This window comes from Snodgrassella sp. M0110 (assembly GCF_016101465.1).
Taxonomy (GTDB): domain Bacteria; phylum Pseudomonadota; class Gammaproteobacteria; order Burkholderiales; family Neisseriaceae; genus Snodgrassella; species Snodgrassella alvi.
In genome coordinates this window covers 245,700-268,493 of the sequence record NZ_JACFQM010000001.1, presented here as the reverse complement: position 1 = coordinate 268,493, position 22,794 = coordinate 245,700, and the positions used below count along the sequence as shown (strand labels likewise).

General features: G+C 38.5%; 21 protein-coding genes. 4 read left to right on the top strand and 17 right to left on the bottom strand.

Features of this window, described 5'->3' with window-relative positions; translation table 11 throughout:
* Positions 1-80: 80 nt before the first annotated feature.
* Positions 81-557, bottom strand: coding sequence for a transcription elongation factor GreA (greA, locus tag H3T84_RS01210; protein WP_025331212.1), 477 nt, complete (start codon positions 555-557; stop codon positions 81-83).
* A gap of 648 nt (positions 558-1,205) precedes the next feature.
* Between greA and H3T84_RS01205 the strand changes: the two genes are divergently transcribed.
* From H3T84_RS01205 to H3T84_RS01195, 3 genes are all read left to right on the top strand, one after another.
* Complete coding sequence (locus tag H3T84_RS01205) at positions 1,206-1,640, top strand: hypothetical protein (protein WP_100125818.1); 435 nt, start codon at positions 1,206-1,208, stop codon at positions 1,638-1,640.
* An 895-nt stretch (positions 1,641-2,535) separates the two neighbouring features.
* On the top strand, positions 2,536-2,721 hold the full coding sequence (locus H3T84_RS01200; protein ID WP_198217267.1) for an ATP-binding protein: 186 nt from the start codon (positions 2,536-2,538) through the stop codon (positions 2,719-2,721).
* A gap of 21 nt (positions 2,722-2,742) precedes the next feature.
* Positions 2,743-5,832: a hypothetical protein gene (locus tag H3T84_RS01195; RefSeq protein WP_198217265.1), complete on the top strand. Its 3,090-nt coding sequence runs from the start codon at positions 2,743-2,745 to the stop codon at positions 5,830-5,832.
* 612 nt (positions 5,833-6,444) lie between these two features.
* On the opposite strand, the gene H3T84_RS01190 is transcribed toward H3T84_RS01195, so the two are convergent.
* The 12 genes from H3T84_RS01190 to H3T84_RS01135 form a co-directional block, all read right to left on the bottom strand.
* Complete coding sequence (locus H3T84_RS01190) at positions 6,445-6,978, bottom strand: single-stranded DNA-binding protein (protein ID WP_037475768.1); 534 nt, start codon at positions 6,976-6,978, stop codon at positions 6,445-6,447.
* A gap of 84 nt (positions 6,979-7,062) precedes the next feature.
* Positions 7,063-7,686 (bottom strand): lytic transglycosylase domain-containing protein, encoded by a 624-nt coding sequence (locus H3T84_RS01185; RefSeq protein ID WP_198217263.1) that lies wholly within the window; start codon positions 7,684-7,686, stop codon positions 7,063-7,065.
* A 222-nt stretch (positions 7,687-7,908) separates the two neighbouring features.
* Positions 7,909-8,271, bottom strand: a complete 363-nt coding sequence (locus H3T84_RS01180; protein ID WP_037475763.1) for a hypothetical protein — start codon at positions 8,269-8,271, stop codon at positions 7,909-7,911.
* Positions 8,272-8,344: 73 nt separating this feature from the next.
* Positions 8,345-9,262 (bottom strand): VacJ family lipoprotein, encoded by a 918-nt coding sequence (locus H3T84_RS01175; RefSeq protein ID WP_198217261.1) that lies wholly within the window; start codon positions 9,260-9,262, stop codon positions 8,345-8,347.
* A complete protein-coding gene (locus H3T84_RS01170; RefSeq protein ID WP_037475761.1) occupies positions 9,259-9,543 on the bottom strand; it encodes a lipid asymmetry maintenance protein MlaB in 285 nt (94 codons plus the stop codon). The genes H3T84_RS01175 and H3T84_RS01170 overlap by 4 nt, the downstream gene beginning before the upstream one ends.
* Before the next feature lie 2 nt (positions 9,544-9,545).
* Positions 9,546-10,142 (bottom strand): phospholipid-binding protein MlaC, encoded by a 597-nt coding sequence (locus tag H3T84_RS01165; RefSeq protein ID WP_037475877.1) that lies wholly within the window; start codon positions 10,140-10,142, stop codon positions 9,546-9,548.
* A gap of 57 nt (positions 10,143-10,199) precedes the next feature.
* Positions 10,200-10,709, bottom strand: coding sequence for an outer membrane lipid asymmetry maintenance protein MlaD (gene mlaD / locus H3T84_RS01160; protein ID WP_037475759.1), 510 nt, complete (start codon positions 10,707-10,709; stop codon positions 10,200-10,202).
* A 24-nt stretch (positions 10,710-10,733) separates the two neighbouring features.
* Positions 10,734-11,510 (bottom strand): lipid asymmetry maintenance ABC transporter permease subunit MlaE, encoded by a 777-nt coding sequence (mlaE, locus tag H3T84_RS01155; protein WP_037475757.1) that lies wholly within the window; start codon positions 11,508-11,510, stop codon positions 10,734-10,736.
* Positions 11,510-12,310 carry an ABC transporter ATP-binding protein gene (locus H3T84_RS01150; RefSeq protein ID WP_198217259.1) on the bottom strand — a complete coding sequence of 267 codons (801 nt, stop codon included), beginning with the start codon at positions 12,308-12,310 and terminating at the stop codon, positions 11,510-11,512. Before H3T84_RS01150 ends, mlaE begins: the two co-directional genes overlap by 1 nt.
* Before the next feature lie 35 nt (positions 12,311-12,345).
* A complete protein-coding gene (pdxA, locus tag H3T84_RS01145) occupies positions 12,346-13,374 on the bottom strand; it encodes a 4-hydroxythreonine-4-phosphate dehydrogenase PdxA (RefSeq protein WP_037475874.1) in 1,029 nt (342 codons plus the stop codon).
* 129 nt (positions 13,375-13,503) lie between these two features.
* Positions 13,504-14,463, bottom strand: a complete 960-nt coding sequence (locus H3T84_RS01140; RefSeq protein WP_198217257.1) for a peptidylprolyl isomerase — start codon at positions 14,461-14,463, stop codon at positions 13,504-13,506.
* Entirely contained in the window at positions 14,463-16,796 is a 2,334-nt protein-coding gene (locus H3T84_RS01135; protein WP_198217255.1) for an LPS-assembly protein LptD, read from the bottom strand. Before H3T84_RS01135 ends, H3T84_RS01140 begins: the two co-directional genes overlap by 1 nt.
* Before the next feature lie 59 nt (positions 16,797-16,855).
* Here H3T84_RS01135 and amgK point away from each other — a divergent pair, with 59 nt between their 5' ends.
* A complete protein-coding gene (amgK, locus tag H3T84_RS01130) occupies positions 16,856-17,860 on the top strand; it encodes an N-acetylmuramate/N-acetylglucosamine kinase AmgK (protein WP_198217253.1) in 1,005 nt (334 codons plus the stop codon).
* Between the two features lie 70 nt (positions 17,861-17,930).
* Here the strand turns inward: amgK and H3T84_RS01125 are convergent, their stop codons facing one another.
* The 4 genes from H3T84_RS01125 to H3T84_RS01110 all read right to left on the bottom strand — a co-directional run bounded on the left by H3T84_RS01125 (position 17,931) and on the right by H3T84_RS01110 (position 22,790).
* Positions 17,931-18,908: a hypothetical protein gene (locus tag H3T84_RS01125; protein ID WP_198217244.1), complete on the bottom strand. Its 978-nt coding sequence runs from the start codon at positions 18,906-18,908 to the stop codon at positions 17,931-17,933.
* A gap of 69 nt (positions 18,909-18,977) precedes the next feature.
* Positions 18,978-19,739 (bottom strand): class I SAM-dependent methyltransferase, encoded by a 762-nt coding sequence (locus H3T84_RS01120; RefSeq protein ID WP_198217242.1) that lies wholly within the window; start codon positions 19,737-19,739, stop codon positions 18,978-18,980.
* A complete protein-coding gene (locus H3T84_RS01115; RefSeq protein ID WP_198217239.1) occupies positions 19,739-21,223 on the bottom strand; it encodes a sigma-54 dependent transcriptional regulator in 1,485 nt (494 codons plus the stop codon). The genes H3T84_RS01120 and H3T84_RS01115 overlap by 1 nt, the downstream gene beginning before the upstream one ends.
* Entirely contained in the window at positions 21,216-22,790 is a 1,575-nt protein-coding gene (locus H3T84_RS01110) for a nitrogen regulation protein NR(II) (protein WP_198217237.1), read from the bottom strand. The genes H3T84_RS01115 and H3T84_RS01110 overlap by 8 nt, the downstream gene beginning before the upstream one ends.
* Between the last annotated feature and the right edge of the window lie 4 nt (positions 22,791-22,794).

Here is a 22,794-nt window from a genome sequence, read left to right as displayed (position 1 = left end):
GCGATTCATTACATGAATCGCTTTTATTTTATCCGGCTAGTTTCTGTAAAACAGTAAACAATTTTTTAAATGCAGATAAATTAAATATAAAACACTTCAAGAATTTCATATTCGCGAATACCGCCCGGTGCCTGAACTTCTGCCACATCACCCTCTTCTTTACCAATCAGAGCACGTGCTATAGGTGAACCGACATAAATTTTAGCCTGTTTAATATCTGCCTCATCTTCACCCACAATCTGGTAACTCACTACTTCTTCGGTTTCCAGATCCTGCATTTTCACTGTAGCACCAAAAACCACCTTACCATCAGCATTGGTTTCTTTTGGATCAATAATATGCGCCAGAGAAAGCTTGTGCTCAATTTCAGCAATCCTGCCTTCAATAAAGCCCTGTTTTTCTTTAGCAGCTTCATATTCTGCATTTTCCGACAGATCGCCATGCGAACGTGCTTCAGCAATTGCTTCAATTACAGCCGGCCGAGCTACACTTTTAAGCTCTTGTAGCTCTTGTTTCAGCAAATTAGCACCAATTACGGTCAACGGAATTTTTTGCATCATATTTCTCCAAGATACCGCTGCAGAATGCATCAACGGTATTTCGTATTAATAACAAAAAGCAAGCCGCCCGATTTTGGCGGCTTGCGCTGTTCCATAGGTGCTATTTTAGCAGACCGGTATAAAATAGCAATGTTTATAACGACTATTTCATAGAATAATCAGCTAATTTAATTTGCCATAATATTCATCATCAATACTGTGGCTTTATATGTTCATTAATCTGATTAATCGAACCAATCATCGCCAGATTTATCTAAATCCCAAACTTTATTTAAATATATTCAACAAATGTATACATATTTTAATTCTTTTATTAATTTTTGCCTCAGTTATCTAATCTTTTAGTTATTTCATAATATATAGTAAATCAATTCAGCTTTCTTTTATGAATTTTAAAAAATTCAGTTTCGCCTGATAAGGAGAATTAACCAGATATAAATTTTTTGCTGAAATTTATCAGAACAAAATTACCATAAAGAATAATGCTACTAACTATTTAAAAAATATATACATTAATTGGTTTTTTGATAAAATACTCAACATCACTACGCTAATTAGATTTAAATAAGGCTATTAGTATATCCTTTCGCTCTTGTTTTATATCTAATCAAATAATCCCGTTTAAAAATCCAAAATTATTTCAATATGAATCTATTTAAAACAAATAAAAATTTTGTAGCTATGCTATTAGTAATATTGTTATCTGCCTGTAATAAAACCAAATCATTAGAAGAAAGCTATAAAACAGATACTCTGAATGTAAATACAGAATTTATTACTGAAAAAAATATAAATTTAAATCAAATACAACAGATACCAGTTAATACTTTAGTATCAAAATACCCGCCATTAACAGATAGTACTTTTATTTTAGGCAAAGGAGATGGTGTGATTTCAGAATTCAGAATTGGTTTAAGAAACACATTTACAGAAAAAGAAATTGAAAACAGAGACATTCTAATCAGAGAAGTTACATGGTCTAGCAATAAAGATGAAAATTTAACTATCTGGTATGAGAAAAAACAGCATCAATGGGTTCTGGTAGACCATTTAATCTGGCATAAAAATGCTTTATTTTAAACATTTACTTAATTATTAAATAATAACTTATTATATAAATAATAATCTTTACTATAAATTAAGAGCTAAATTTAATTATCTTATCTGATCGGTATCCAATCAACACAAAAATAAATACTATCTAATTTAACTACTCATATATAATTGAATTAAATAACTTTTAAAGATATTTCACTGAAAGGGAGTACTGAATTTGGTCGAATGAGGCATTTGGTGGTAAAGGAGAAGGATAGGATAAGAACTTAAAAGCTTTTAGCCAGATTGAGAAATAATAAAATATTGTAGTTGAATAGTCTGTAACAGCCCCAAAATCAATTTAAATCTTCAATTTAAACAGGTTTTATAGTAGAAATTAACTGGCATCAAATAAAAAGTTACCAACAGTCTCAACGTACAGCTTTTGAGGAGATAGTTTGTCAATTAGCATCTAGTGAAAATAGAAAAAATGGATATTTTACACGGATAGATGCACCTGATGGTGGTGTTGAAGCCTATTTAATATTAGAGAATGGTGACGAGATTGGTTGGCAGGCAAAATATTTCTTTGATATTCAAGACCCGCAATTTAAACAAATAAAAGAATCATTTCAAACTGCTTTAAAAACACATCCTAGATTAATTAAATATATTGTCTGCTGTCCTATTGACAAACAAGATCCTAGAATTAAAGGTAAAAAATATCTTCAAGATAGATGGAATAAATTTGTTGATGAATGCAAAAATTTCGCTCTAAATCAAGAAATAAATATTGATATTGAATACTGGGGAGCTTTTGAGTTAAACAACAAATTAATGAAACCAGAAAATAGCGGCATTCTTAAATACTGGTTTGATAAAGAATTCTTTTCTGAAATGTGGTTTCAAGAGCAGGTCAATGGTTCAATAAAAAATTTGGGTGCTAGATACACAAATTGAAATGGAAGAGTTTAGCTCTGAAATATATCAATTAGAAAAGCTATCCAATAAATTAAAAAGTACTCAATTCAATCTGATTGATTATCCATATTTGGTTATTTATGGAGATGCCGGTATAGGTAAGTCGCATTTATTGGGAGATTTTGCCAATCATTTAATTTTATAACATAAGCCTTGTATTTTTATATTGGGTCAAAGATTAACGACACAGATCAATCCTTGGTCTCAAATTTTGCAAGATGAATTACGATTGTATTGTAATGAAGCTGAATTTTTAGGTGCATTAAATACAATTGGACAAATACAGAAAGAACGAGTTCCTATTATTATTGATGCTTTAAATGAAGGACAAGGTCAAAAGCTGTGGAAAGATACATTAGCAGGTTTTATTGAAAAGTTTAAAAAATATCCATGGGTAGCACTTATTTTATCAATTAGAAGTGAATATAAAGATAATATCTTAACTAATTTAACCTCGGATATAGCCAAAAATTATCTTAATGTAGTAAAGCATAAAGGTTTTGAGACCAATATTTATCAAGCTATTCAATCTTTTTTTGACTACTATCAATTAGCATTTCCAACTGAACCACTGATGCTAAATGAATTTAAAAACCCATTATTTCTTAAAATTTTTTGCGAATATAGAAAAAGTACATCTAGCTCAATATATGATGACATTGATATTGATAAAATTTTTAAAAAATATATTGATGTTTTTAATGAAAAAATTTCAGAAAAATTTGAATATAGAAAATCATTAAAGTATGTTGAGAAATATCTACTAAAAATTGCTGAAACTATTTTCCATACAAATTCTTCTAATATTAAATATGAAGAGGCATTAAATGTTTTAGCTTCTCTAAATTTCAGAAATATCAATGAGAATTTATTTTTACAGGAATTAATTTCAGTACATTTACTCATGTCTAATCAGATTAGAGGGGAAGAGGTTCTAACTTTCTCTTATGAGAAATTTAATGATTACTTTTCTGCTCAAGCCATTATTAATAATATTGAAGATATTAATAATTTCAAAAATCTTTTAAAAATAGACAATGACACAATAACATATAGTGGTAAGACTATATCTCAAGGTGTTCTAGGGTTTTTATCTATATTGTTACCTTTAAGAAGTAATTTTGAATTTTTTGAAATTTTTAGTGAAAATGATAGATTTAATAATCATTTGCTAGGAGATGCGTTTATTGACAGCTTATATTGGAGAAATAATAAGAATTTTAGTTTAACTAAATGTAAGAGATTTATTTATGAAAATATATTTAAAAATGATTCTTTATTAAAAAAATTTATTGATATGCAATATAAGGTTGCGGGAAAAGAAAATCACCCATTAAATGCAAATCAACTTTATCGCTGCCTATCAAAAAGCAATTTAGCTATTAGAGATTCATATTGGACTACAGTGATTAGTGAAAATAAATATAATTCCTTCCCTGCGCTAATGGATTTAATAGAGTGGGCAAAGCAAAAAGGATTTTCAGAGAGTTTATCCCATAACAGTAGATTGCTAATAGCAATTGCAATTAGTTGGATTTTATCAAGCACTTATATTCAATTAAGAGATAACGCTACAATTGCATTGGCAAGACTATTACAAAACAATCTTGATGTTGCAGAGAAACTAATTAAACACTTTATCGTCATTGATGACCCTTATATTTTTGAACGAGTATTATCAGCTTCATATGGAGCATTGCTTTCATCATCTTATTATCAAGGTATTGATAAATTGTGTTACTTCTTAATTGAGGATTTATTCTTACAATCAGAGGTTTATCCTAATGTTTTAGTTAGGGATTTCGCTAGAAATATTATTGAATATTCTCATATCCATAAACTAATAGAGTGCGACTTAAAGACGTTGGAAAGAATACGACCACCATATAAAAGTATACCAATACCCGCAATTTTACCAACTAATGAAGAAATTGATAAAAAATATAAAATTGAATATGAAAATGAATCTATTCCTGATTTTTATTTGGAACAAAATACAATATTATCATCAATGACAACTGAATACGGCCGTAGTGTAGGTTGGTATGGTGATTTTGGACGTTATACATTTCAATCACATTTATATGATTGGAAAAATATTGATGTTGATAAGTTAAGTAATTATGCTGTTGAATTGATTTTTGAAAAATATGGTTATGATGCTCAAAAACATGGAAAATTTGACCAACAGCAGTATTCTGACTCTCGTTTCCTCAACACCGTAGAAAGAATTGGTAAAAAATATCAATGGCTTGCTATGTATGAAGTAGTTGCAAGATTAGCTGACCATACACAAATAACAGACCCTGCTACTAGGTGGAATGATGATAAAAAGCAGATATGGTATAACGGTTCTATTGAACCATCTTTTAGGGATATTGACCCAAGTTTTATTTCGCCAAATAAGTCTGATATTAGAGAAATAGAAAGACCTACTTACAATGACTGGGGAAACGATCTTGAATCCTGGGCTGTATCTACAGCTAATTTAATTAACTCAAAGTCATTAATTTTAAATTCTTATCAAAACAATGAATGGTTTTCATTAGATAGACATATTGCGTTCAGACCAGAAAAAAAATTGGGGAAAGAAGATATTTTATCTGAATATCAATCTATGTGGTACACGGTTAATGCCTATCTTGTGAAAGAGCAGGATTTTAAAAATGTTGTTAAAAAGCTAAAAAATAAAAATTTTATGGATAATCGAATGCCAGAGCCTGTACGGCGCTATAACAATATTTTTAATCTAGAATATTACTGGTCACCATTATTAAAAATCTATGAGAGTGATTATTATGGTAGTACAGACTGGCAAGAAATTGAATTTAATAGAGGCATAAGAAAAAAAACTATAATAGGAAAAGTTTATTTATGCTCAGAACGACATATTTCAGAAGGTATTAAAAATCATGATATGTCTTATCATATTTCCGCTCCCACTCAGTTGTTACATGAAACTTTAAACCTTAAAAACGACCAATTTGCAGGTTCTTGGGTCAACGATAATGGGGAGGTGGTTATATATGATGAATCTCTTTATAGCAACAATAAAGAAACAAATTTATTAATTAGGAAGGATTATCTGGAAATACTGCAAGAAAAGACTGGTTGCAGAGTAATTTGGACTGTGCTGTCAGAAAAAACTGCCATGTATCATTCAAGAAAATCAACAGAAAAGAGACTGAATATTTCGGGGATTTATTATTTGGAAAATGATGTTTTAGTGGGAGAGGATTTTTATTTTATCGCTTAAAACATTGACTACAAACATTTTGTTATTTTTCTGATGCATGCCTCATGAGAAGTTGTCTCATTTTTGCTTTTTTTCAGGAGAAATAAAATCTTAACATTAAGAATCATTATCTACACTTAAGTTATCCTTTATTTACGTTTCAAGAAAGATCTTAGTTCCAATCATGATGAAGAATATGTGGGTGAAAGAAAACTTAGGACCCATTTTTTCAGTGATGGTACTTATCTCTTTATGAAATAAATCAGACAGATGGCTAATTGATTATCTTGCACCCAATTCATTAACCATTGGTATGACCCCAACAAGTTTGTTTATTCCTAATCGTATTTGCTGCAGCTTGATAGCGTATCTATACAGTTACCCATAAGGTTGGAATAAAAATCAGGTATACCAGTTTCTTTATTAAACGATAGAGGAAAAAACGTACTCTGCTTTGATAAAGAACTATTTCTAATTTATACATATTACTTTGATTTTACAAAATAAATATGTATAAACACTATAAAATTGGGGGTAAATTATTAATAATAAAGTAAAAAAGAGAATCATTTTTTTTCAACGATTCTCTTGTTAATTTGTAGTTATATTTTACATTTTTACTTCATGTATAACTCAGAACGGAATATCGTCATCAATATCATCTACCGGAGCAGGAGTAGGTGCCGGCCGTGGTGCCTGACGGCGCGGAGCTGCCGGTGGCGGACTGGAAGCAGCAGGTGCAGCATCATAACCATCCTGATTATAGTTACCTCCCTGTGCGTAGTTGGTTCCGCTATTCATCTGATCATAGCTATTACCTGAGCCAGAAGCACCGTCATTGCGACTGCCCAACATTTTCATTTCACTGCCGATAATATCGTATGCTGTGCGTTCGATACCATCTTTACCGGTATATTTACGGCTTTGAATCCTGCCCTCAATAAACACCTGACTGCCTTTACGCAAATACTGGCTGGCTATCTCACCCAATTTACCGAACAGAGTAATATTATGCCATTCAGTACGAGTCTGGCGTTCACCATTACGGTCACGCCACTGTTCATCAGTAGCTATGGAAAAATTGGTTATTGCATCTCCGCTGGGCATATATCGTGTTTCAGGATCACGACCCAGACGGCCAACCAGGATGACTTTATTAACAGACATGGTGGTTTCCTAATAATGAATACAGGCTGTCCAAGATGACAACCCATAATTAAAAGATTACAAATATAGCAGAATGCCGGGAATTCAGGTCCATTGCCAGTGCCGTTGCCAGGCATTGATAACAGCATTCGAGTAAGTACTACGCCCTAAGCTACCATTATAACGCGCCAGCGCTCTTACCATATTACCATTCTCACGATTTCGGTAATAACGCAGGATAGTACATCCGTAACGTAAGTTAGTGCGAATATCGAATAAGTTATGTTCCGGACGACCAATTTGTTTTACCCAGAAAGGCATTACCTGCATTAAACCGCGGGCGCCTACTCCGGAGATAGCATATTGACGAAAACGGCTTTCTACTTCGATCAGACCAAGTATAACCTGTGTATCCAGACCGGCACGCATTGATTCATACTGAATATTGGTTAATAAACGTTTTCGTGCATAATCATCCGGAATATGCGAAGCCAAACGGCTCGACATAGCATTTAACCAGCGACTGGCCTCTGCCGGTGAAGAGAAAATCAGACGCGGAGGATTGGCATTATTAACAGCATTGCGCATAATCGAAGCGACATCATCGGAAAGCGTTTCTTCACGCTGTGCACCTGCCAGCACCATACGCGGTATAGCCATTCCCAGTAAGGTAGCACTGCCTGCCTGTAACAGCCGGCGTCGCGAGACAGATTTATTTCTGTACGGCATATAATTTAATTCCGTTTGTGTATTGTATACAAACTGATTGCAAGATTACGATAGGTAATTTTAATTGATTATATTAAATATAGTTAGATATTTTAAAGTTTATACAGTATTTTTTATGACAACATGAATTTTTTACTTCACAGAATCCATACCAGACAACTGTGTTAAAGAAAAAAGCCAATATCAATATTGGCTTTTTTCATGATATAACAACTGAACTTCTTAACTCAGGGCGATCGGTACAAAAGCTTCACGCACCAAATCTTCCTGTGCCAGATCTGTTACTACTGTGGAAAATTGTACTCCGAACCAGCTTCTGAAATTATCAAAACTTAAATCAGGCCATAAACTTTCATCCTCACACCAGTCAGCCAGTTCTGCTGCAAAGATATCCTCATAACGCTGTTCAATCTCGACCCACAAATTATCTATATCTTCACTGGTAGAAGTCAGATAGGCATTGGCATCCTGTTGCAAGATATCCAGTGACAACTGTTCCAGATCGATATCGGGCAGGCTTTGTAACCAAGCCCAGAATGGTTCAAGCGGAACAAGCAAAAATACACTGCGATTAACTTCATACATAATCTTATTCCTGTTTTATACGAATCTGAATTCAGGCTTCATCAAGTAATAATAATTTTTATACGCTGATTGTTTAATCCAGCTGCCAATAAGGCTGACTTGCTGAAACCGGCACAGATATGGTGGCACTGTCTGTCTGTTTATCTGTTTCTGATGCAGCTGTAGCTGGTACTCTATCATTAGAATCAGTTGTATTTACAGTTGATTTATTTGAGGATACTGAAGCTGCAGGCGGTGTAGCTGTAGTCTCACTACCCGGAGCTACCAGATTATCAATATCGTCATCATCTTCATCATCTGCCGGAAACAGTGAGCCGCCTACCTGATTGTTACGCAATTTCATATATACATCACGCATGTATGTATAGCGATCCAGTGCAGCATCATTCAAGCTATCAGTTACATCCAGCAATGCTTCACGCGAAGCAACACCATTCAGACCGGTAAGACTCCAGCGAACTGGATCATCTTTGAAAATGGCATTTTCTATCGGGAATACATCAGTAATGGTACTTCCGATACTGTCACGTACTGTCGACGGACCCAGAAGAGGATAAACAAAGTAATTACTGTTTTTCCAGCCCCATGAGGCAAAGGTATCACCAAGGGTATTTTTATTATTCGGAATCTGACCTAAATCAGCGATGTCCAGTAAACCACCCAGGCCAAAAGTTGTATTAATGCCCACGCGTACGAAATCTGTACTGGCTTTTTCAATATCCAGTCGTAGCAGATTACTGCCAAAACTAACCACATCGCGCAGATTATTGAAAAAGTTGTTGACGCCTGTACGTACAGGTGAAGGAGTTACTTTCCGGTAACCGCGGGCAACCGGGGTCATGATGTAACGATCAAGATGATCATTAATATTGAACATCACCCGGTTATATCCTTCATACGGATCTTTATAGGTCTGCTCTGCTGCTGCCCAGCCAGCCTGACTGAGCACAAGCAGTACACAACCTGCCAGCAACTTTTTCTTACTACTCATTGTAATGATTCCTCTACACCGTAAAGTGCCATTAGGGTAATGAGTCCCGCTGGCACACCGGCGATATGCAACATAAATTTCTGTTTGTGCGCCAGCCGTTTAGCTGCCACGAGTAATGCCACGCAGGCAGAATCGGCTTCGGTTACACCACTGACGTCCACTTTTTCTATTTGTCCAGTTTGGATACAGTCACAGAAACGTTTGAAATCGTTTTCTCCTACTGTACCCATAGTTACCTTGTCATGAATCATCAGGGTTTTACCCTGCACTTTGGTTTGCATGATTATTTACCGTTTTTGGCACGTAAATCCGCTACTAAACCATCTATGCCTTTCTGACTGATAGTCTGGTTAAACTGGTTGCGGTATACAGTCACCAGACTGGCACCTTCTACAGCTACATTATAAATACGGTATATATTGCCTGCCTGATACAGTGTGTAATCCATACGTACTGGTTTACTGTTAGGTGTAGTAACATCTACACGCACAATGATTTCGCGTCCGCCCTTATTAACGACAGGATTATTGTATACATTTGCCTGAGCATTTTTAAATTTCAGCATAGTGCCGGAATAAGTACGGATTAACAGGGTTTTAAACTCCTGAGTTAATGCCTGCTGCTGTGCAGTACTGGCTGTACGCCACGGAGCACCTACTGCCAGTGCAGTCATGCGCTCAAAATCAAAATACGGAATTGCATAGTTTTCAGCCTGACGACGTACCTGATTATCATTTTTACCATTGGCTGAACTTAAAATATTCAATACCTGAGTAGCATTGTCTTTAAGCTGGCTTACTGCCTGCTGAGGTGAAGCAAATGCCATACTAATGCTCATAATGGCAATACTTACCGCCCCGAAAAATAAAGATTTATTCAGTTTCATTAATATATTCCTTTAATTAAATCAAATTTGTTTATTTACTGTTAATTCTGCTTATTCACTTGCAGAAGCAGCAGTATCTGTTTTTTTATTATCGCCTTTGGCATTACCCTCAGCAAAACTGGTCATAAATTTACCAATTAACTGCTCCAGCACCAAAGCTGAACTGGTAATAGTAATATTATCGCCATCGGCCAGATTATCCGGATCGCCGCCTTGCGCCAGTCCGATATATTGGTCGCCAAGCAAACCTGAAGTCAGAATCTGCGCTGAGGTATCTGTACTAAACTGGTACTGTTTATCAATTTTTAAAGTCACTTTAGCCCAGTAAGTTTTCGGATCAAGCACAATTCTGTCTACCCGGCCAACCACAACACCAGCTACTTTGACAGGTGCCTGTGTTTTCAAACCGCCAATGTCACTGAACGATGCCGACAAAGTATATGTAGGCTGTGAAGAACCGATCCCATTACCGCCTGCAACGCGAAAAGATAAAAATAGAATTGCCACTACACCTATTAAAACGAATAGACCAACCAGCATTTCCAGACTGTTTTTTTTCATATCATTACCTTGTTAATCTGCACCCTACTTAGTAAACATCAGAGCGGTCAGCATAAAATCCACTGCCAGAATAGTTAGTGAGCTGGATACAACCGTACGTGTATTGGCGCGCAAAATACCTTCTGATGTCGGTTTTGCATAAAAACCCTGATAAACGGCTATCAGAGTAACAACTACGCCAAATACCAATGATTTAATTAAGCCATTCACAACATCATAATAAAAATCAAGATTATTCTGCATTTGACCCCAGAATACGCCGTTATCCATGCCAAAGTATTTTACGCCAATCAGATAAGCACCATATACACCGGCCACATTGAATATTGAAGCCAGTAAAGGCATGGAAAGTACACCTGCCCAGAAACGGGGAGCGATAACTCTTGCCACCGGATCAATAGCCATGACATTCATGGCTTCCAGTTGTTCAGTGGTTTTCATCAAACCTATTTCACTGGTCATTGCGCCACCGGCACTGCTGGCAAACAGTATCGCTGCCAGTACCGGACCAAGCTCACGCAGCATAGCTGCGGCCACCATATAACCAAGAATATCAGCAGATTTGAATTTAGCCAGCTGTGTATAGGCCTGTAACCCCAGTACCATTCCGACAAACAGTCCTGATACAGCAATAATGACAATAGAAAGAACGCCGGAAAAATACATTTGCCGGATCATCAGGCGCGGACGGCGTAAAACTGTTCCGCTGCGCAACAGAGCGGCAAACAGAAATAATGCCGCCCGCCCCAGATGCCGGACAAAACTCAGGGTTTTTGCACCCAGTTGTTCGATTGCTTTCATCACGCGATGTCTAAATCCTGTTGTAAGGTGGTGGTAGCCGGATAACGAAATGCTACCGGGCCGTCTGCCTGACCATGAATAAACTGATTTATCCATGGTGAATCCAGTTCACGCATTTGTTGCGGTGAACCGGAAAAAATAATTTCGCCGTGTGCCAGAAAAACCACATGGCTAGCAATATCCAGAGATTGCTGGATATCATGTGTCACCATTACGCTGGTAGCATGTAAGGCTTTATTGATCTTACTTACCAGACTGGCTATTACTCCGAGTGAAATCGGATCCAGGCCGGTAAATGGTTCATCATATAGCAATAATCCCGGATCAAGTGCAATTGTACGAGCCAATGCCACCCGTCTTGCCATACCACCGGAAAGCTCGGATGGCATTAATTGCTCTACCCCGCGTAAACCAACTGCATTCAGTTTCATGACCACCAGATCATGTATCATGCTTTCCGGCAAATCAGTATGTTCCCGCATTGGAAAAGCAACGTTATCGAATACCGATAAATCCGTAAACAAAGCACCAAACTGGAAAAGTACACCCATATTACGCCGATGGTTATACAGTTCTTCTCGGCTGAATTCGGCAATATCACGACCATTGATCAAAACCTGCCCCTGTTGTGCACTGATCTGGCCGGTAATCAGACGCAGCAGGGTTGTTTTACCACTTCCGGAACTACCCATAATAGCGGTAAAACTGCCCTGATCCAGTTTAAAATTAATATTTTTTAAAATGGGTCGGTCGCCATAAGCGAAAACCACATCTTTCATTTCAATAAACGGCGTAACCATATTGAGAATTCCCATGCCGTATAGCAACTTAGATTTTATGATGTCTGAAGATATTTATCAAATACAGATGGACACTTATCCGCTTTCCAGTGCCCGCTCATATCCACTGCAGCATGAATTGCGGCAAACAGGCTGCTGCTGGTTGCTTTGCCGGATCCGGCAAGATCCAGCGCGGTACCATGATCCACTGATGTACGAATAAAAGGCAGACCCAGAGTGATATTAACGCCTTCACCAAAACTTGCATATTTTAATACCGGCAATCCCTGATCATGATACATAGCCAGTACAGCATCTGCTTGTTCGAGCATAAAAGGCTGAAACAGTGTATCTGCCGGAAATGGTCCGGTTATTTGCATATCCTGTTTCTGTAACTGTCTGATTACCGGAATAATAATATCATTTTCCTCATTACCCAGATGACCGCCTTCACCAGCGTGCGGATTGAGACCGGCAACCAGAATACGTGGCCGCATCAGCCCGAATTTTGTCTGTAAATCGTGATGCAGAATAGTTAGTACTTCGGTTAATAATTCAATTGTCAGGGTATCTGCTACAGACCGCAATGGTAAGTGTGTAGTGGCTAAAGCCACTCTCAGACCACCACCGGCAAGCATCATTACTACTTGAGAAGTAGCACTTTTGGCAGCCAGATATTCAGTATGGCCGCTAAAAGCAATACCGCTATCATTGATAATACCTTTATGCACCGGAGCGGTCACCATTGCAGCAAACTCACCCTGTTCTATGCCTGTATATGCTCTGTCCAGCAATTGCAATACATAAGCCGCATTTTGTACGTTTAACTTTCCAGCCTGAACAGATACCTGAACCGGAATATGACAAACTTCCAGTATGCCGGATACAGGTTTATTACTATCAGGCTGATAAGCCTGTATGGTAATTTTTTTATTCAGTTGTGCCGCACGCTGCTGCAATAAATGCATATCTCCCAATACCACAACGCGTTGCGGCCAGTCGCGGCTGACCAGATCCAGACAGATATCAGGACCAATACCTGCCGGTTCTCCACTTGTAATGGCAATAATCAACTGAGTATTCATAAATTTAAGCCAGAATTTTATCTTGTATTTCCACGGAACAACCAACAGTAAAATGGTTTGTTGCCAGAATATACAGACCTGATCATGATACTGGCTGCACAAATTGTGAAAAAATTTGTATCAAGACAATTAATCCAGAGGACGAACTCGGATAAAGGCCTGATCATGTAACTGTTTCAGGAAATTCTGCAACAAAATTTCGCGTTTTTCCTGCACCAGTACTGCACGCATCCCGTTACGCTGACGCTCTTGCGGGCTGTCATTGCTTCTGACAGCCACCAGACGAATTACATGCCAGCCAAACTGAGTACGCACCGGCATGGATATCTGACCGGGCTGCAATGATTTCACCGCTGCCTCAAATGGCGGGACAGTCTCACCATCGATAATCCAGCCCAGATCCCCGCCATTTTGTGCACTGCCATCCTGAGAATACTGCCGTGCCAATTGATCGAATGAGGCACCGGAACGAGCCTGGTGGGCAATCTGCTCGATCAGTTTTCGTGTGATATCGTTGTCATTTTTCAACAGAATATGCTGCACATGGTAGGAATAGGCTGTAACCGGTGGCGGCAGAGGTCGCCCTTCCTGCTGTGCGCGTGCAATAGCATCATCTATCTCTGCATCACTGACCTGACTTTTGCCCATTACTTCACTTTGTTCAATCTTCTGTGCCAGTAAGTTTTCAGTAATGGTACGACGCAACTGGTTTTCATTCACACCTTCTTTGGCAATACGCTGCATCAGTTCTTTAACTGTCATATTGCGTTGTGAAGCAAATTGTTCAATCGCATCATTTACATCAGCATTACTTAAACTAATATTAGAACGTTTGGCAGCCTGCACCAGCAGATCTTTACGTATCAGCTGATCCAGTGCCTGCTGGTACAAAGCTGATTTATTAATATTTTGTCCTTTGGGTAACTGTGAATGCAGCTGAGCAGCCACTAAATCCAGCTCCTGACGTGTTATTACATCATCATTAACAACAGCCACAATATTATCAACAGGCTTAATATCCAATGCCATTGCTGAGGGTAATAATACAGTCAGCATAGTCGCTGCCAGCCATGAATGTCTCTGCTTCATTAATGTTTTACCTCATAAGTATTGCTGTAACCGGGAATTTGCGAACTGAGCTGATTGAGGGTTCCATTCCCCATACCTGCCAGATCGCGCAGCTGTAATTGAAATAATACGGCGGTTTTATGCTTTTTATAATCATTTGTATAACGGGAACCTACCAGTCCGGCGCTCCAGCAATGACACGGACTCTGGTACTCTATGCCTACTGTCTGATTCAGAGATGTACTACTGTTAAAATCATAATCCTGCCGTGCAACCAGATAGTAATTACGGGTTATCGGCCACTGAACGCCAACATCTATTGTACGCATTTTGCCATAAACATCATCGTATAAATTTTCATAACGGCCATATTTATAGCGAACACTGACAGTTTTACCCGGATTTGGGGTATAGCGGATGCCAAAATTATAACTTTCAGATGTTTTTAAATCCTGATTGTAATGCCAGTTGGTTTCAGCTGTAATGTGCTTACTCAGAGCAGCACGCCCAAAAGCCACCATATCAGAGCGTTTGCGTTCTTTATTTTTAGGCGTATTGTCGTTCAGTTTAACGTTATCATCACGGAAATAAAAGCGCTGACCGATACCGGCCGCAAAACGTTCAATACCGTTACTACTGTCATATATGCGAGACTGCAGCGCCGTTGTCATAAAATTAGCCGCATTGATTCTGTCCTGTCCTGAATAACGGTTTTCATGAAATAACTGATCATAGGTGAAACTGTTTTCAGCAGTATCAAACAAAGGCATATCATTCTGATTACGTCGCGGTATATAGGTATAAAACAGGCGAGGTTCCAGTGTCTGAATATATCCTTTGTGTAATTGATTGTTTTTCCATAAACGCTCAAACGTCATGCCTGAATCCACACTCAGTAAAGGTACGGCCCGATCCATACTGCGGCTGTCCTGATTATCCTGCCGGTTGATATCATAATGAGTGGCATGAAAACTCAGTTTTGGCCGGATATAACCCCAGTTATTGGAATAGTCAGCAGTAAACGCTGGCAATAATACCAGACGGGTACCATTGGGGTATTTATACATCGAATTTTTATGGCCTAATTCCCTGCCTTCAAAACGAGTTGCTTCTGCATATATATTAACAGTGTAATGGTTGCCAAAATAACGGTTCCACGTAGCAGATAAACGCGGTAAACGTGAATAAGGCTGATCCTTATAACCACTGGTTGAGGCCAGAGTCTGATATTTCTGCACCATTAAACTGCCATCAAATGTCCCGCCCCATAAATCCCGCTGATAATTCAGCCATGCCTGCCGGTTCAGATTAGAACTGCCATTATCTCCGTTCCAGAAATCACGCCGGTAATCATCATCCGATACCTGATGATAGTCAATACCGCCGGTTAATCCCTTTGTCAGTCTCTGGGAATGAGTAAAATCAATTTCAGCACGATTTTTGTGACTACTTTTCTGATCATTCGGCACCCAGTCAGCACTAAGCTGTCCCTGATAATTCGGCTGCAGGTAACGAAAATCACCGCCCAGCTGTATGCCACGGCTGCTAATAAAATGCGGCCGGATAGTTGCATCATAATTGGGTGCCAGATTAAGATAATAAGGAGCCGTCAGCTCAAAACCGTCAGATCCTCCCTTAAGCGTAGGTGCCAGAAAACCACTTTTACGACTACCGTTCAACGGAAAATCAATCCATGGTGTATACAGCAACGGAACACCGCCAAAGACCAGCGTTGCATTACGGGCTACACCAACATTTTTATCATAATCCAGATCAATACTGCCTGAACGGATATACCAGCTATCATCGCCCGGATTACAAGTATTAAATTTGGCACTTTGCAGACGATAGCGATTTTTACCACCCATCTGTATCTCATCACCAACACCTTGCAGACGCCGGTTATCTTTTTCCATTTCAAAACGACCAGCATCACCAATACCTGTATTTTTAGCCATGTCGTAAGTAACATGCTCACCGGTAACACGTCCCTGACCATTATCTAAAGTAAAATGGTCACCCGCCTTCACAATCTGATTTTGCTGATCATAATCAGCCCAGTCTGAATTCAGAGTAACATCATTACGCTCAATAATAACGTTCCCTTTTGCATGTACCTGAACCTGTGACTGCCCATTGACATCATCAGCCACTACCCGGGTAACATCATTACCCGGATTAGTTTCACCGCTGCTTTTAACAGGTTTGACAAAGTTTTTCGGACGATGTGGTGCTGTACAAACGTTTCCTTCACCCATAGATAAAGGAGAAGCAGCAAGAACAAGCCCGGGCAAGGTATAAAAAACTGTTGTTAAAGCCAGAACTAATGGTTTTGGAGAGAATAAGTAAGACAAAGTATCACCTAAACGGCTTTGACAGTTAAAATAGTGTTTATTTTACCCTGAAAAATGTCATGCAACGAGAAACTGAACTAAAAAAATGGCTTCATAGCTGCTACCCGCAACAGGAATTTGTTCTTAGCTTTGCCGCCGCTGATGCTGATTTCAGACGCTATTTCCGCGCCACTTTCACAGATGACAACACTGTAATCTGTATGGATGCGCCACCGGATAAAATGAGTATCCTGCCATATATTAAAGTACAAAAACTTTTTCAGGCTATTAAGGTTCCCGAAATTTATCATCTGGATATACAGCAGGGATTTATGGCTCTGGAAGATTTCGGCAGTACTCCTTATCTGGCTGCACTGCAACAGGATAGACGTACTGAAGTACACAAAGTATTACTGCTGGAAGCCATTGATGAACTCATCAAACTGCAACTTTCAAGCCAGCCGGACCAGCTACCATTATATGATGATGTTGTGTTAGAGCAGGAAATGCAACTTTTTCCTGAATGGTATATTCAGAAAGAACTTGGTTTATCTTTAACTGAACAACAGCAACAGTTGTGGCAGCAGACAGTTACTACTATATTGCCGGTGATATTGTCACAACCGCAGGTCTATGTGCATCGCGATTATATCGTTCGAAACATCATGCTGACCCGCAGCCGTCCGGGCATTCTCGATTTTCAGGATGCATTGTATGGTCCCATTACTTATGATTTAGTATCACTATTACGTGATGCATTTATCGAATGGGACGAAGAATTTATACTTGATATTGTCATTCGTTACTGGGAAAAAGCAAGAGCTGCCGGATTACCGGTACGTACCGATTTTGATCAGTTTTATCGTGATTTTGAATGGATGGGTGTACAGCGCCATCTGAAAGTTGCCGGTATCTTTGCCCGCTTATATTACCGCGATGGTAAAGATAAATATCGCGGTGAAATTCATCGCTTCCTGAAATATTTACGCAAAACCAGCCGCCGTTATGGTGAATTGCGCCCGCTACTGCAATTAATTACTGAATTAATTGGCTCAGAAGAAGTTCAGACAGGTTATACCTTCTAAATAAATCAAAATGATTAAATATCTGCCAGGAAATAATAAAGCTGTCTTAATTACTAAGCAGCTTTATTATTTAATCTGCAGAAATATTAAATAAAAATTTTAGTTTCTGCCAAAATCCCATTACTGCATAATTATTTAACCGGTTATTTAAGTGCCATTCCTGTTGTTTCATTTGTTCAAGTAAATTGTGTAAATGTGATGCTTCAGATTTCATTTCTTCATACTTTAGATTTATATAACTAAGCTCTCTTTTTAAATTTGCTTTTTCATTATTATGGAATTGCTGTTTGATCTCTAATTTACGTTTACATTCTTCTTTCAAAGAACTAACTTTTTTTATATAAAAATCAGGACTCACCGGATCAGAAAGAATTTCTCCGCATACCTGATTCTTAAACTCTGCTTTTAATAATTTATAATAACTTTCAACATCTGCTGCAGTAAAATTAATTTCACCACAAAAATTTGTATTAAATTTTAATTCTTTAGAAATAATTACTTCAATTATCGGAATACTATTTTTTTCAAAAGAATTCACCTTTTTTTCATAACATCTACTAGTATAAACAACCTCTATAGCCAGGCATCCTTTCCATTTTTCCTGTAATTCACACTCCGAGGAAAAATAGCCAACAAGATCAGGATAATATTTCTCTTCATTTTGATCAAAATCCTTAAATCGAAAACACGGCTCAACTAAAAATTTTGAAAAATTTAAAATATATTTATTTTTATCAAAAGCGAATTTAATTACAGGCATTTCCAGTAATATCAGTGTCGCTGCAGAGTGATAGATAGACTCTTTAGTGTTCTCATCAATTTCGTCGGATTTGTACCGAAAAAAGCCGTGTTCAGTTGGAATTAATTCCAGACGATTGATTTCATCGTGTTCCGTTGAATAAAATTTTAATTCCTGATATTTTTTAAAATTTTGTTCTTTTAATCTCAGAACATCCCAGATATAAAAAATTTTTGGCTGCAAGGATTGATTTTTATAGATAAAACATTGATTTTTATCTTTAGCATATGCCCAGACTTTTCTAGCCATTTGTTATTCTCCCCTGTATTAAATTTAAACAAAATAATTCAGATTCACAAAATTGACTTCTTTTTAAAGCTACAAAGGCATATACCCGTCAAATCGAGTCGTTTTACCAAAATACTGAAATGCCGGCGTCTTTCCTGCTAAAACTACCCCATTAGCCGGTCTTTTTACCACAACCCGTTTTCGGGCTAATTTCTGTGCTGCGAGTAATAAAGCCTGATCATTATCTATATCCGCATTACCCAGTAATTCATGAAAATAAGCCATTTCTTTTTTTACTGCCGCCGCTTTTTGCTTTTGCGGATACATCGGATCCAGATAGACCACATCAGGCAATGGTATCTGTTTTTGTTCAGCATCCGGTAAAGTAATACTGCCATAATACAAATGAATCCGCTGTGCTATATGCGCAGTCTGTTCTTCTGCCAGTGCCCGCCGCAGCCCGTCTGCCAGCAAAACATGTACATAAGGATTATGTTCAAATACCGTAACTTCCAGACCCAATGTAGCCATTACAAAAGCATCCCGACCCAATCCACCGGTAGCATCCCAGACAAACGGCCGGTTTTTAGCCTGAATAGCACGTGCCAGTAACTCTCCCCCGCCAAAAAGCCGCCGGTGTCGTGCAGTGCCTTCTACAAAATCAACCCGCACAACTCCTTTCTGCCCGGCTTTAGCCAGCGCAAGACTGCCATTTTCGTATATCAGATACAATCCCTGTTCGGGTGGCTGTTGCTGATAACAGAGATTTTTACTGGCCAGCAATTTCTGTAAAGGAGTGATCAGATCAGTTTTATCTGCTATCTGACTGGTTAAAATCAGAGGCTTTACCATCAGACAATCCCTAACCGTTCCATCCGGTAACGCATAGAACGAAAACTGATACCCAGTAATTTGGCGGCCTGTGTTCGGTTATATCGGGTTTGCGCCAAAGCCTGTTCCAGGATTTTTCTCTCTATTTCATCCAGATAATCTTGTATCTGAGTTTTTCCGAACTGGTAATCCTTAATTTCCTCATTACTATCTGCGGATAGATTACTGCCGGCATTCTCTGCAGATTCAGTACGCGGATTATCCAGCTGATAGCTATGAATCTGTAAATCATCTATATCAATAATATGATTTTTTGACAGTGCAATAGCACGTTCCAGAATATTCTCCAATTCACGGAAATTACCGGGATAACTATATTGCAACAGTGCTTTTTTTGCTTCTGGTGTTAATGTCATGGTTTCATCATGCAAAATTCGTTGCAGTAAAACCCGAATTAACTGCGGCAAATCATCACGTAATTCACGTAATGGCGGCATGGTAATAGATACAACATTCAAACGATAAAACAAGTCCTGACGAAACTGACCTGATTCAACCAGAGCATTTAAATCTTTATGGGTTGCACAGATAATACGGACATCAACCTGTTTTTCTTCCATTTCGCCAATCCGGCGTACAGCACGTTCCTGAATGGCTCGCAATAATTTAACCTGCATTGATAGTGGTAAATCAGCTACCTCATCTAGAAATAATGTTCCGCCGTCCGCATGCTGGAAAAAACCGACCCTATCTGATTCAGCTCCGGTAAAACTGCCTTTTTTATAACCAAAAAACTCACTTTCCATCAATGCCTCAGGTATGGCACCACAATTTACAGCAACAAATGCCTTGTCTCTGCGTTCTGACTGTTCATGAATACTGCGTGCTGCCTGCTCTTTACCACTGCCTGATTCTCCGGCAATGTATACCGGTACATTACTTTTAGCCAGTCTGCTGATCAGCTGACGTACTTCAGTTATTAACGGAGAATTACCCAGTAGACGCTCACGTACTGGCTGTTCATTAACCGTTGCGGAAGTATCTTCATTTTTTTGTTTATTTTCAGACTGTTTAAATGCGGTTACCATTTTATTATCTATTTCGGTTTCAACAGTATTATTGATTGTAATAACAGATTTAACCAGGGTACGCAGTTGTGCCAGAGTAATGGGTTTTTGTAAATAATCAAAAGCACCGTTTTTCAGTGCCTGTACAGCCTGTGCTGCATTTCCGTAAGCAGTAATAACTGCAATCGGAATATCCAGATTATGGGCAGTGATATAATCAACAATCTCCAGACCGGAACCATCTGGCATACGCATATCCGTCAGCACCAGTGAAAAAGCATGCGTACGTAAAGCTTTTTTTGCCTCAGTCACGCCTGAAGCAGTTTTTACAGATAAACCCATTTTAATCAGGGTTAACTCCATTAAATCACGTATATCGGCTTCATCATCTATCACCAGTACCGGCTTCTTTAAATCTATTTGATTATTATTATTCATCAACCATCCTTGGCAATGTTAATTCAAATCCATTCACTTCAGGGCGATATATTAACTGACCATGATTAGCCTGAGCCAGTTCGCGCGCCACATATAATCCAAGACCGGTACCGCTGGATTCAGTCGTGAAAAACGGTTCAAACAAATGCAACTGATTTTCCGCATTGACTCCAGCACCATTATCAATTACGGTAATGGAAATTTCATTCTGTTCTTTTTTGTAAAAGATAATACGAATAGCATTTTTATTCTGCAAACTATGACGCCAGGCGTTATTCATCAGATTCCATATAATTTGTTGTAAGTGGACGGAATCACACCAGACGACTAAGTCTCCCTTATCGGCTTGTAGCTGTATACAATCCTTAGCTTTTTGTTTAATCAGTATAAATTCCTGCAAAAAGGCTGTCCAGAATACCTGCAAATCAATTGCCTGTTTATTTTTTTTGTCTCGCTTATTCAGCATACTGATGTCTTCAAGCATTTTATCAATACGACTGATATTGTTTTCAATAATATTAAACAGGTGCCGCCGCATCGGGTCTTGTTCTTCTTCCTGTAACAATTCATTGGCCTGTCTTACTGCAGACATCGGATTACGAATTTCATGAGCCAGATTAGCTGTTAACTGGCCTAATGAGGCCAGTTTAATAGCCATAGCCTCCTTATCAATTTCAGTACGCGAACGCATTGATAACATTAGTAAAGGCGTATTTGCTTCCTGTAACAAGCGTGCATGTATCCGCATCGGCCAACCATCCAGCGTACAATTCATTTCAAAAATATTTTTCTGCTCAGTATGCCAGTAATGCATAACCTGACGAAATAAAGTAGTCTGGGTATCAACCACTAACATCGGAAAATAATTCTGCGCCTTCCGGTTAATCAGCCATACCAGACCACTTTCATCCAGTACAACCACACCTTCCTGCACATAATTAAAGGCACGATCAAGTAAATGCCGGTAACTGTCGAGCATTTTTGACTGTTGATATTGCAAATTTTGTGAGCGTACCAGCAAGGTTGCAGCATAGGCAGTCAGACCGGCCACAAGATAGACAGCAGCAATCAGTATGATGGCAACAGTGCATACTCGCATACTGATATTTTCAAAACCATTACGGCTTAGCTGCGTCCAGGTGATGATGGCAATCAGTAAAGTTACATAGCCGGCATAAAGCATCGGATACCGGCCACGGCTGAACAGACAAGCCGAGCCGACAAATGGCAGCAACAAAATACCAAAGCCACTATCTATCCCCCCCCCCATGCTCATCAGCCAGGCTATCATGGTGATATCTACAACAGAGTTGACATTAGGCAATGCATCAGGCTGATTCTGCCAGCGTGGTACCAGCATGGAAAAGACAATCAAAACCCCATAAAGCGTCGCCCAGCTATACAGTTCAATTTTATTGAATATGGGTACAGCCAGACCGGGTTCATCCACGCTGCGGGTCAGTACATAGAAGGTCATAATTGAAAACAGCAAACTCATTCGCGCAATATTGAGCAAAGCAGAAAGCCTGTCCAGATATTGCGGCCAGCTATTTGTGCGTGTTTTCATACAG

Excerpts from the sequence above, each read along its gene's own strand:
- H3T84_RS01125 (WP_198217244.1), bottom strand. The coding sequence starts at position 18,908 with ATGGCTAGAAAAGTCTGGGCATATGCTAAAGATAAAAATCAATGTTTT.
- H3T84_RS01110 (WP_198217237.1), bottom strand. The coding sequence starts at position 22,790 with ATGAAAACACGCACAAATAGCTGGCCGCAATATCTGGACAGGCTTTCT.
- H3T84_RS01115 (WP_198217239.1), bottom strand. The coding sequence starts at position 21,223 with ATGAATAATAATAATCAAATAGATTTAAAGAAGCCGGTACTGGTGATA.
- H3T84_RS01140 (WP_198217257.1), bottom strand. The coding sequence starts at position 14,463 with ATGAAGCAGAGACATTCATGGCTGGCAGCGACTATGCTGACTGTATTA.
- mlaE (WP_037475757.1), bottom strand. The coding sequence starts at position 11,510 with ATGAAAGCAATCGAACAACTGGGTGCAAAAACCCTGAGTTTTGTCCGG.
- H3T84_RS01120 (WP_198217242.1), bottom strand. The coding sequence starts at position 19,739 with ATGGTAAAGCCTCTGATTTTAACCAGTCAGATAGCAGATAAAACTGAT.
- H3T84_RS01190 (WP_037475768.1), bottom strand. The coding sequence starts at position 6,978 with ATGTCTGTTAATAAAGTCATCCTGGTTGGCCGTCTGGGTCGTGATCCT.
- H3T84_RS01180 (WP_037475763.1), bottom strand. The coding sequence starts at position 8,271 with ATGTATGAAGTTAATCGCAGTGTATTTTTGCTTGTTCCGCTTGAACCA.
- pdxA (WP_037475874.1), bottom strand. The coding sequence starts at position 13,374 with ATGAATACTCAGTTGATTATTGCCATTACAAGTGGAGAACCGGCAGGT.
- H3T84_RS01175 (WP_198217261.1), bottom strand. The coding sequence starts at position 9,262 with ATGAGTAGTAAGAAAAAGTTGCTGGCAGGTTGTGTACTGCTTGTGCTC.
- H3T84_RS01205 (WP_100125818.1), top strand. The coding sequence starts at position 1,206 with ATGAATCTATTTAAAACAAATAAAAATTTTGTAGCTATGCTATTAGTA.
- H3T84_RS01170 (WP_037475761.1), bottom strand. The coding sequence starts at position 9,543 with ATGCAAACCAAAGTGCAGGGTAAAACCCTGATGATTCATGACAAGGTA.
- greA (WP_025331212.1), bottom strand. The coding sequence starts at position 557 with ATGCAAAAAATTCCGTTGACCGTAATTGGTGCTAATTTGCTGAAACAA.
- amgK (WP_198217253.1), top strand. The coding sequence starts at position 16,856 with ATGCAACGAGAAACTGAACTAAAAAAATGGCTTCATAGCTGCTACCCG.
- mlaD (WP_037475759.1), bottom strand. The coding sequence starts at position 10,709 with ATGAAAAAAAACAGTCTGGAAATGCTGGTTGGTCTATTCGTTTTAATA.
- H3T84_RS01185 (WP_198217263.1), bottom strand. The coding sequence starts at position 7,686 with ATGCCGTACAGAAATAAATCTGTCTCGCGACGCCGGCTGTTACAGGCA.
- H3T84_RS01150 (WP_198217259.1), bottom strand. The coding sequence starts at position 12,310 with ATGGTTACGCCGTTTATTGAAATGAAAGATGTGGTTTTCGCTTATGGC.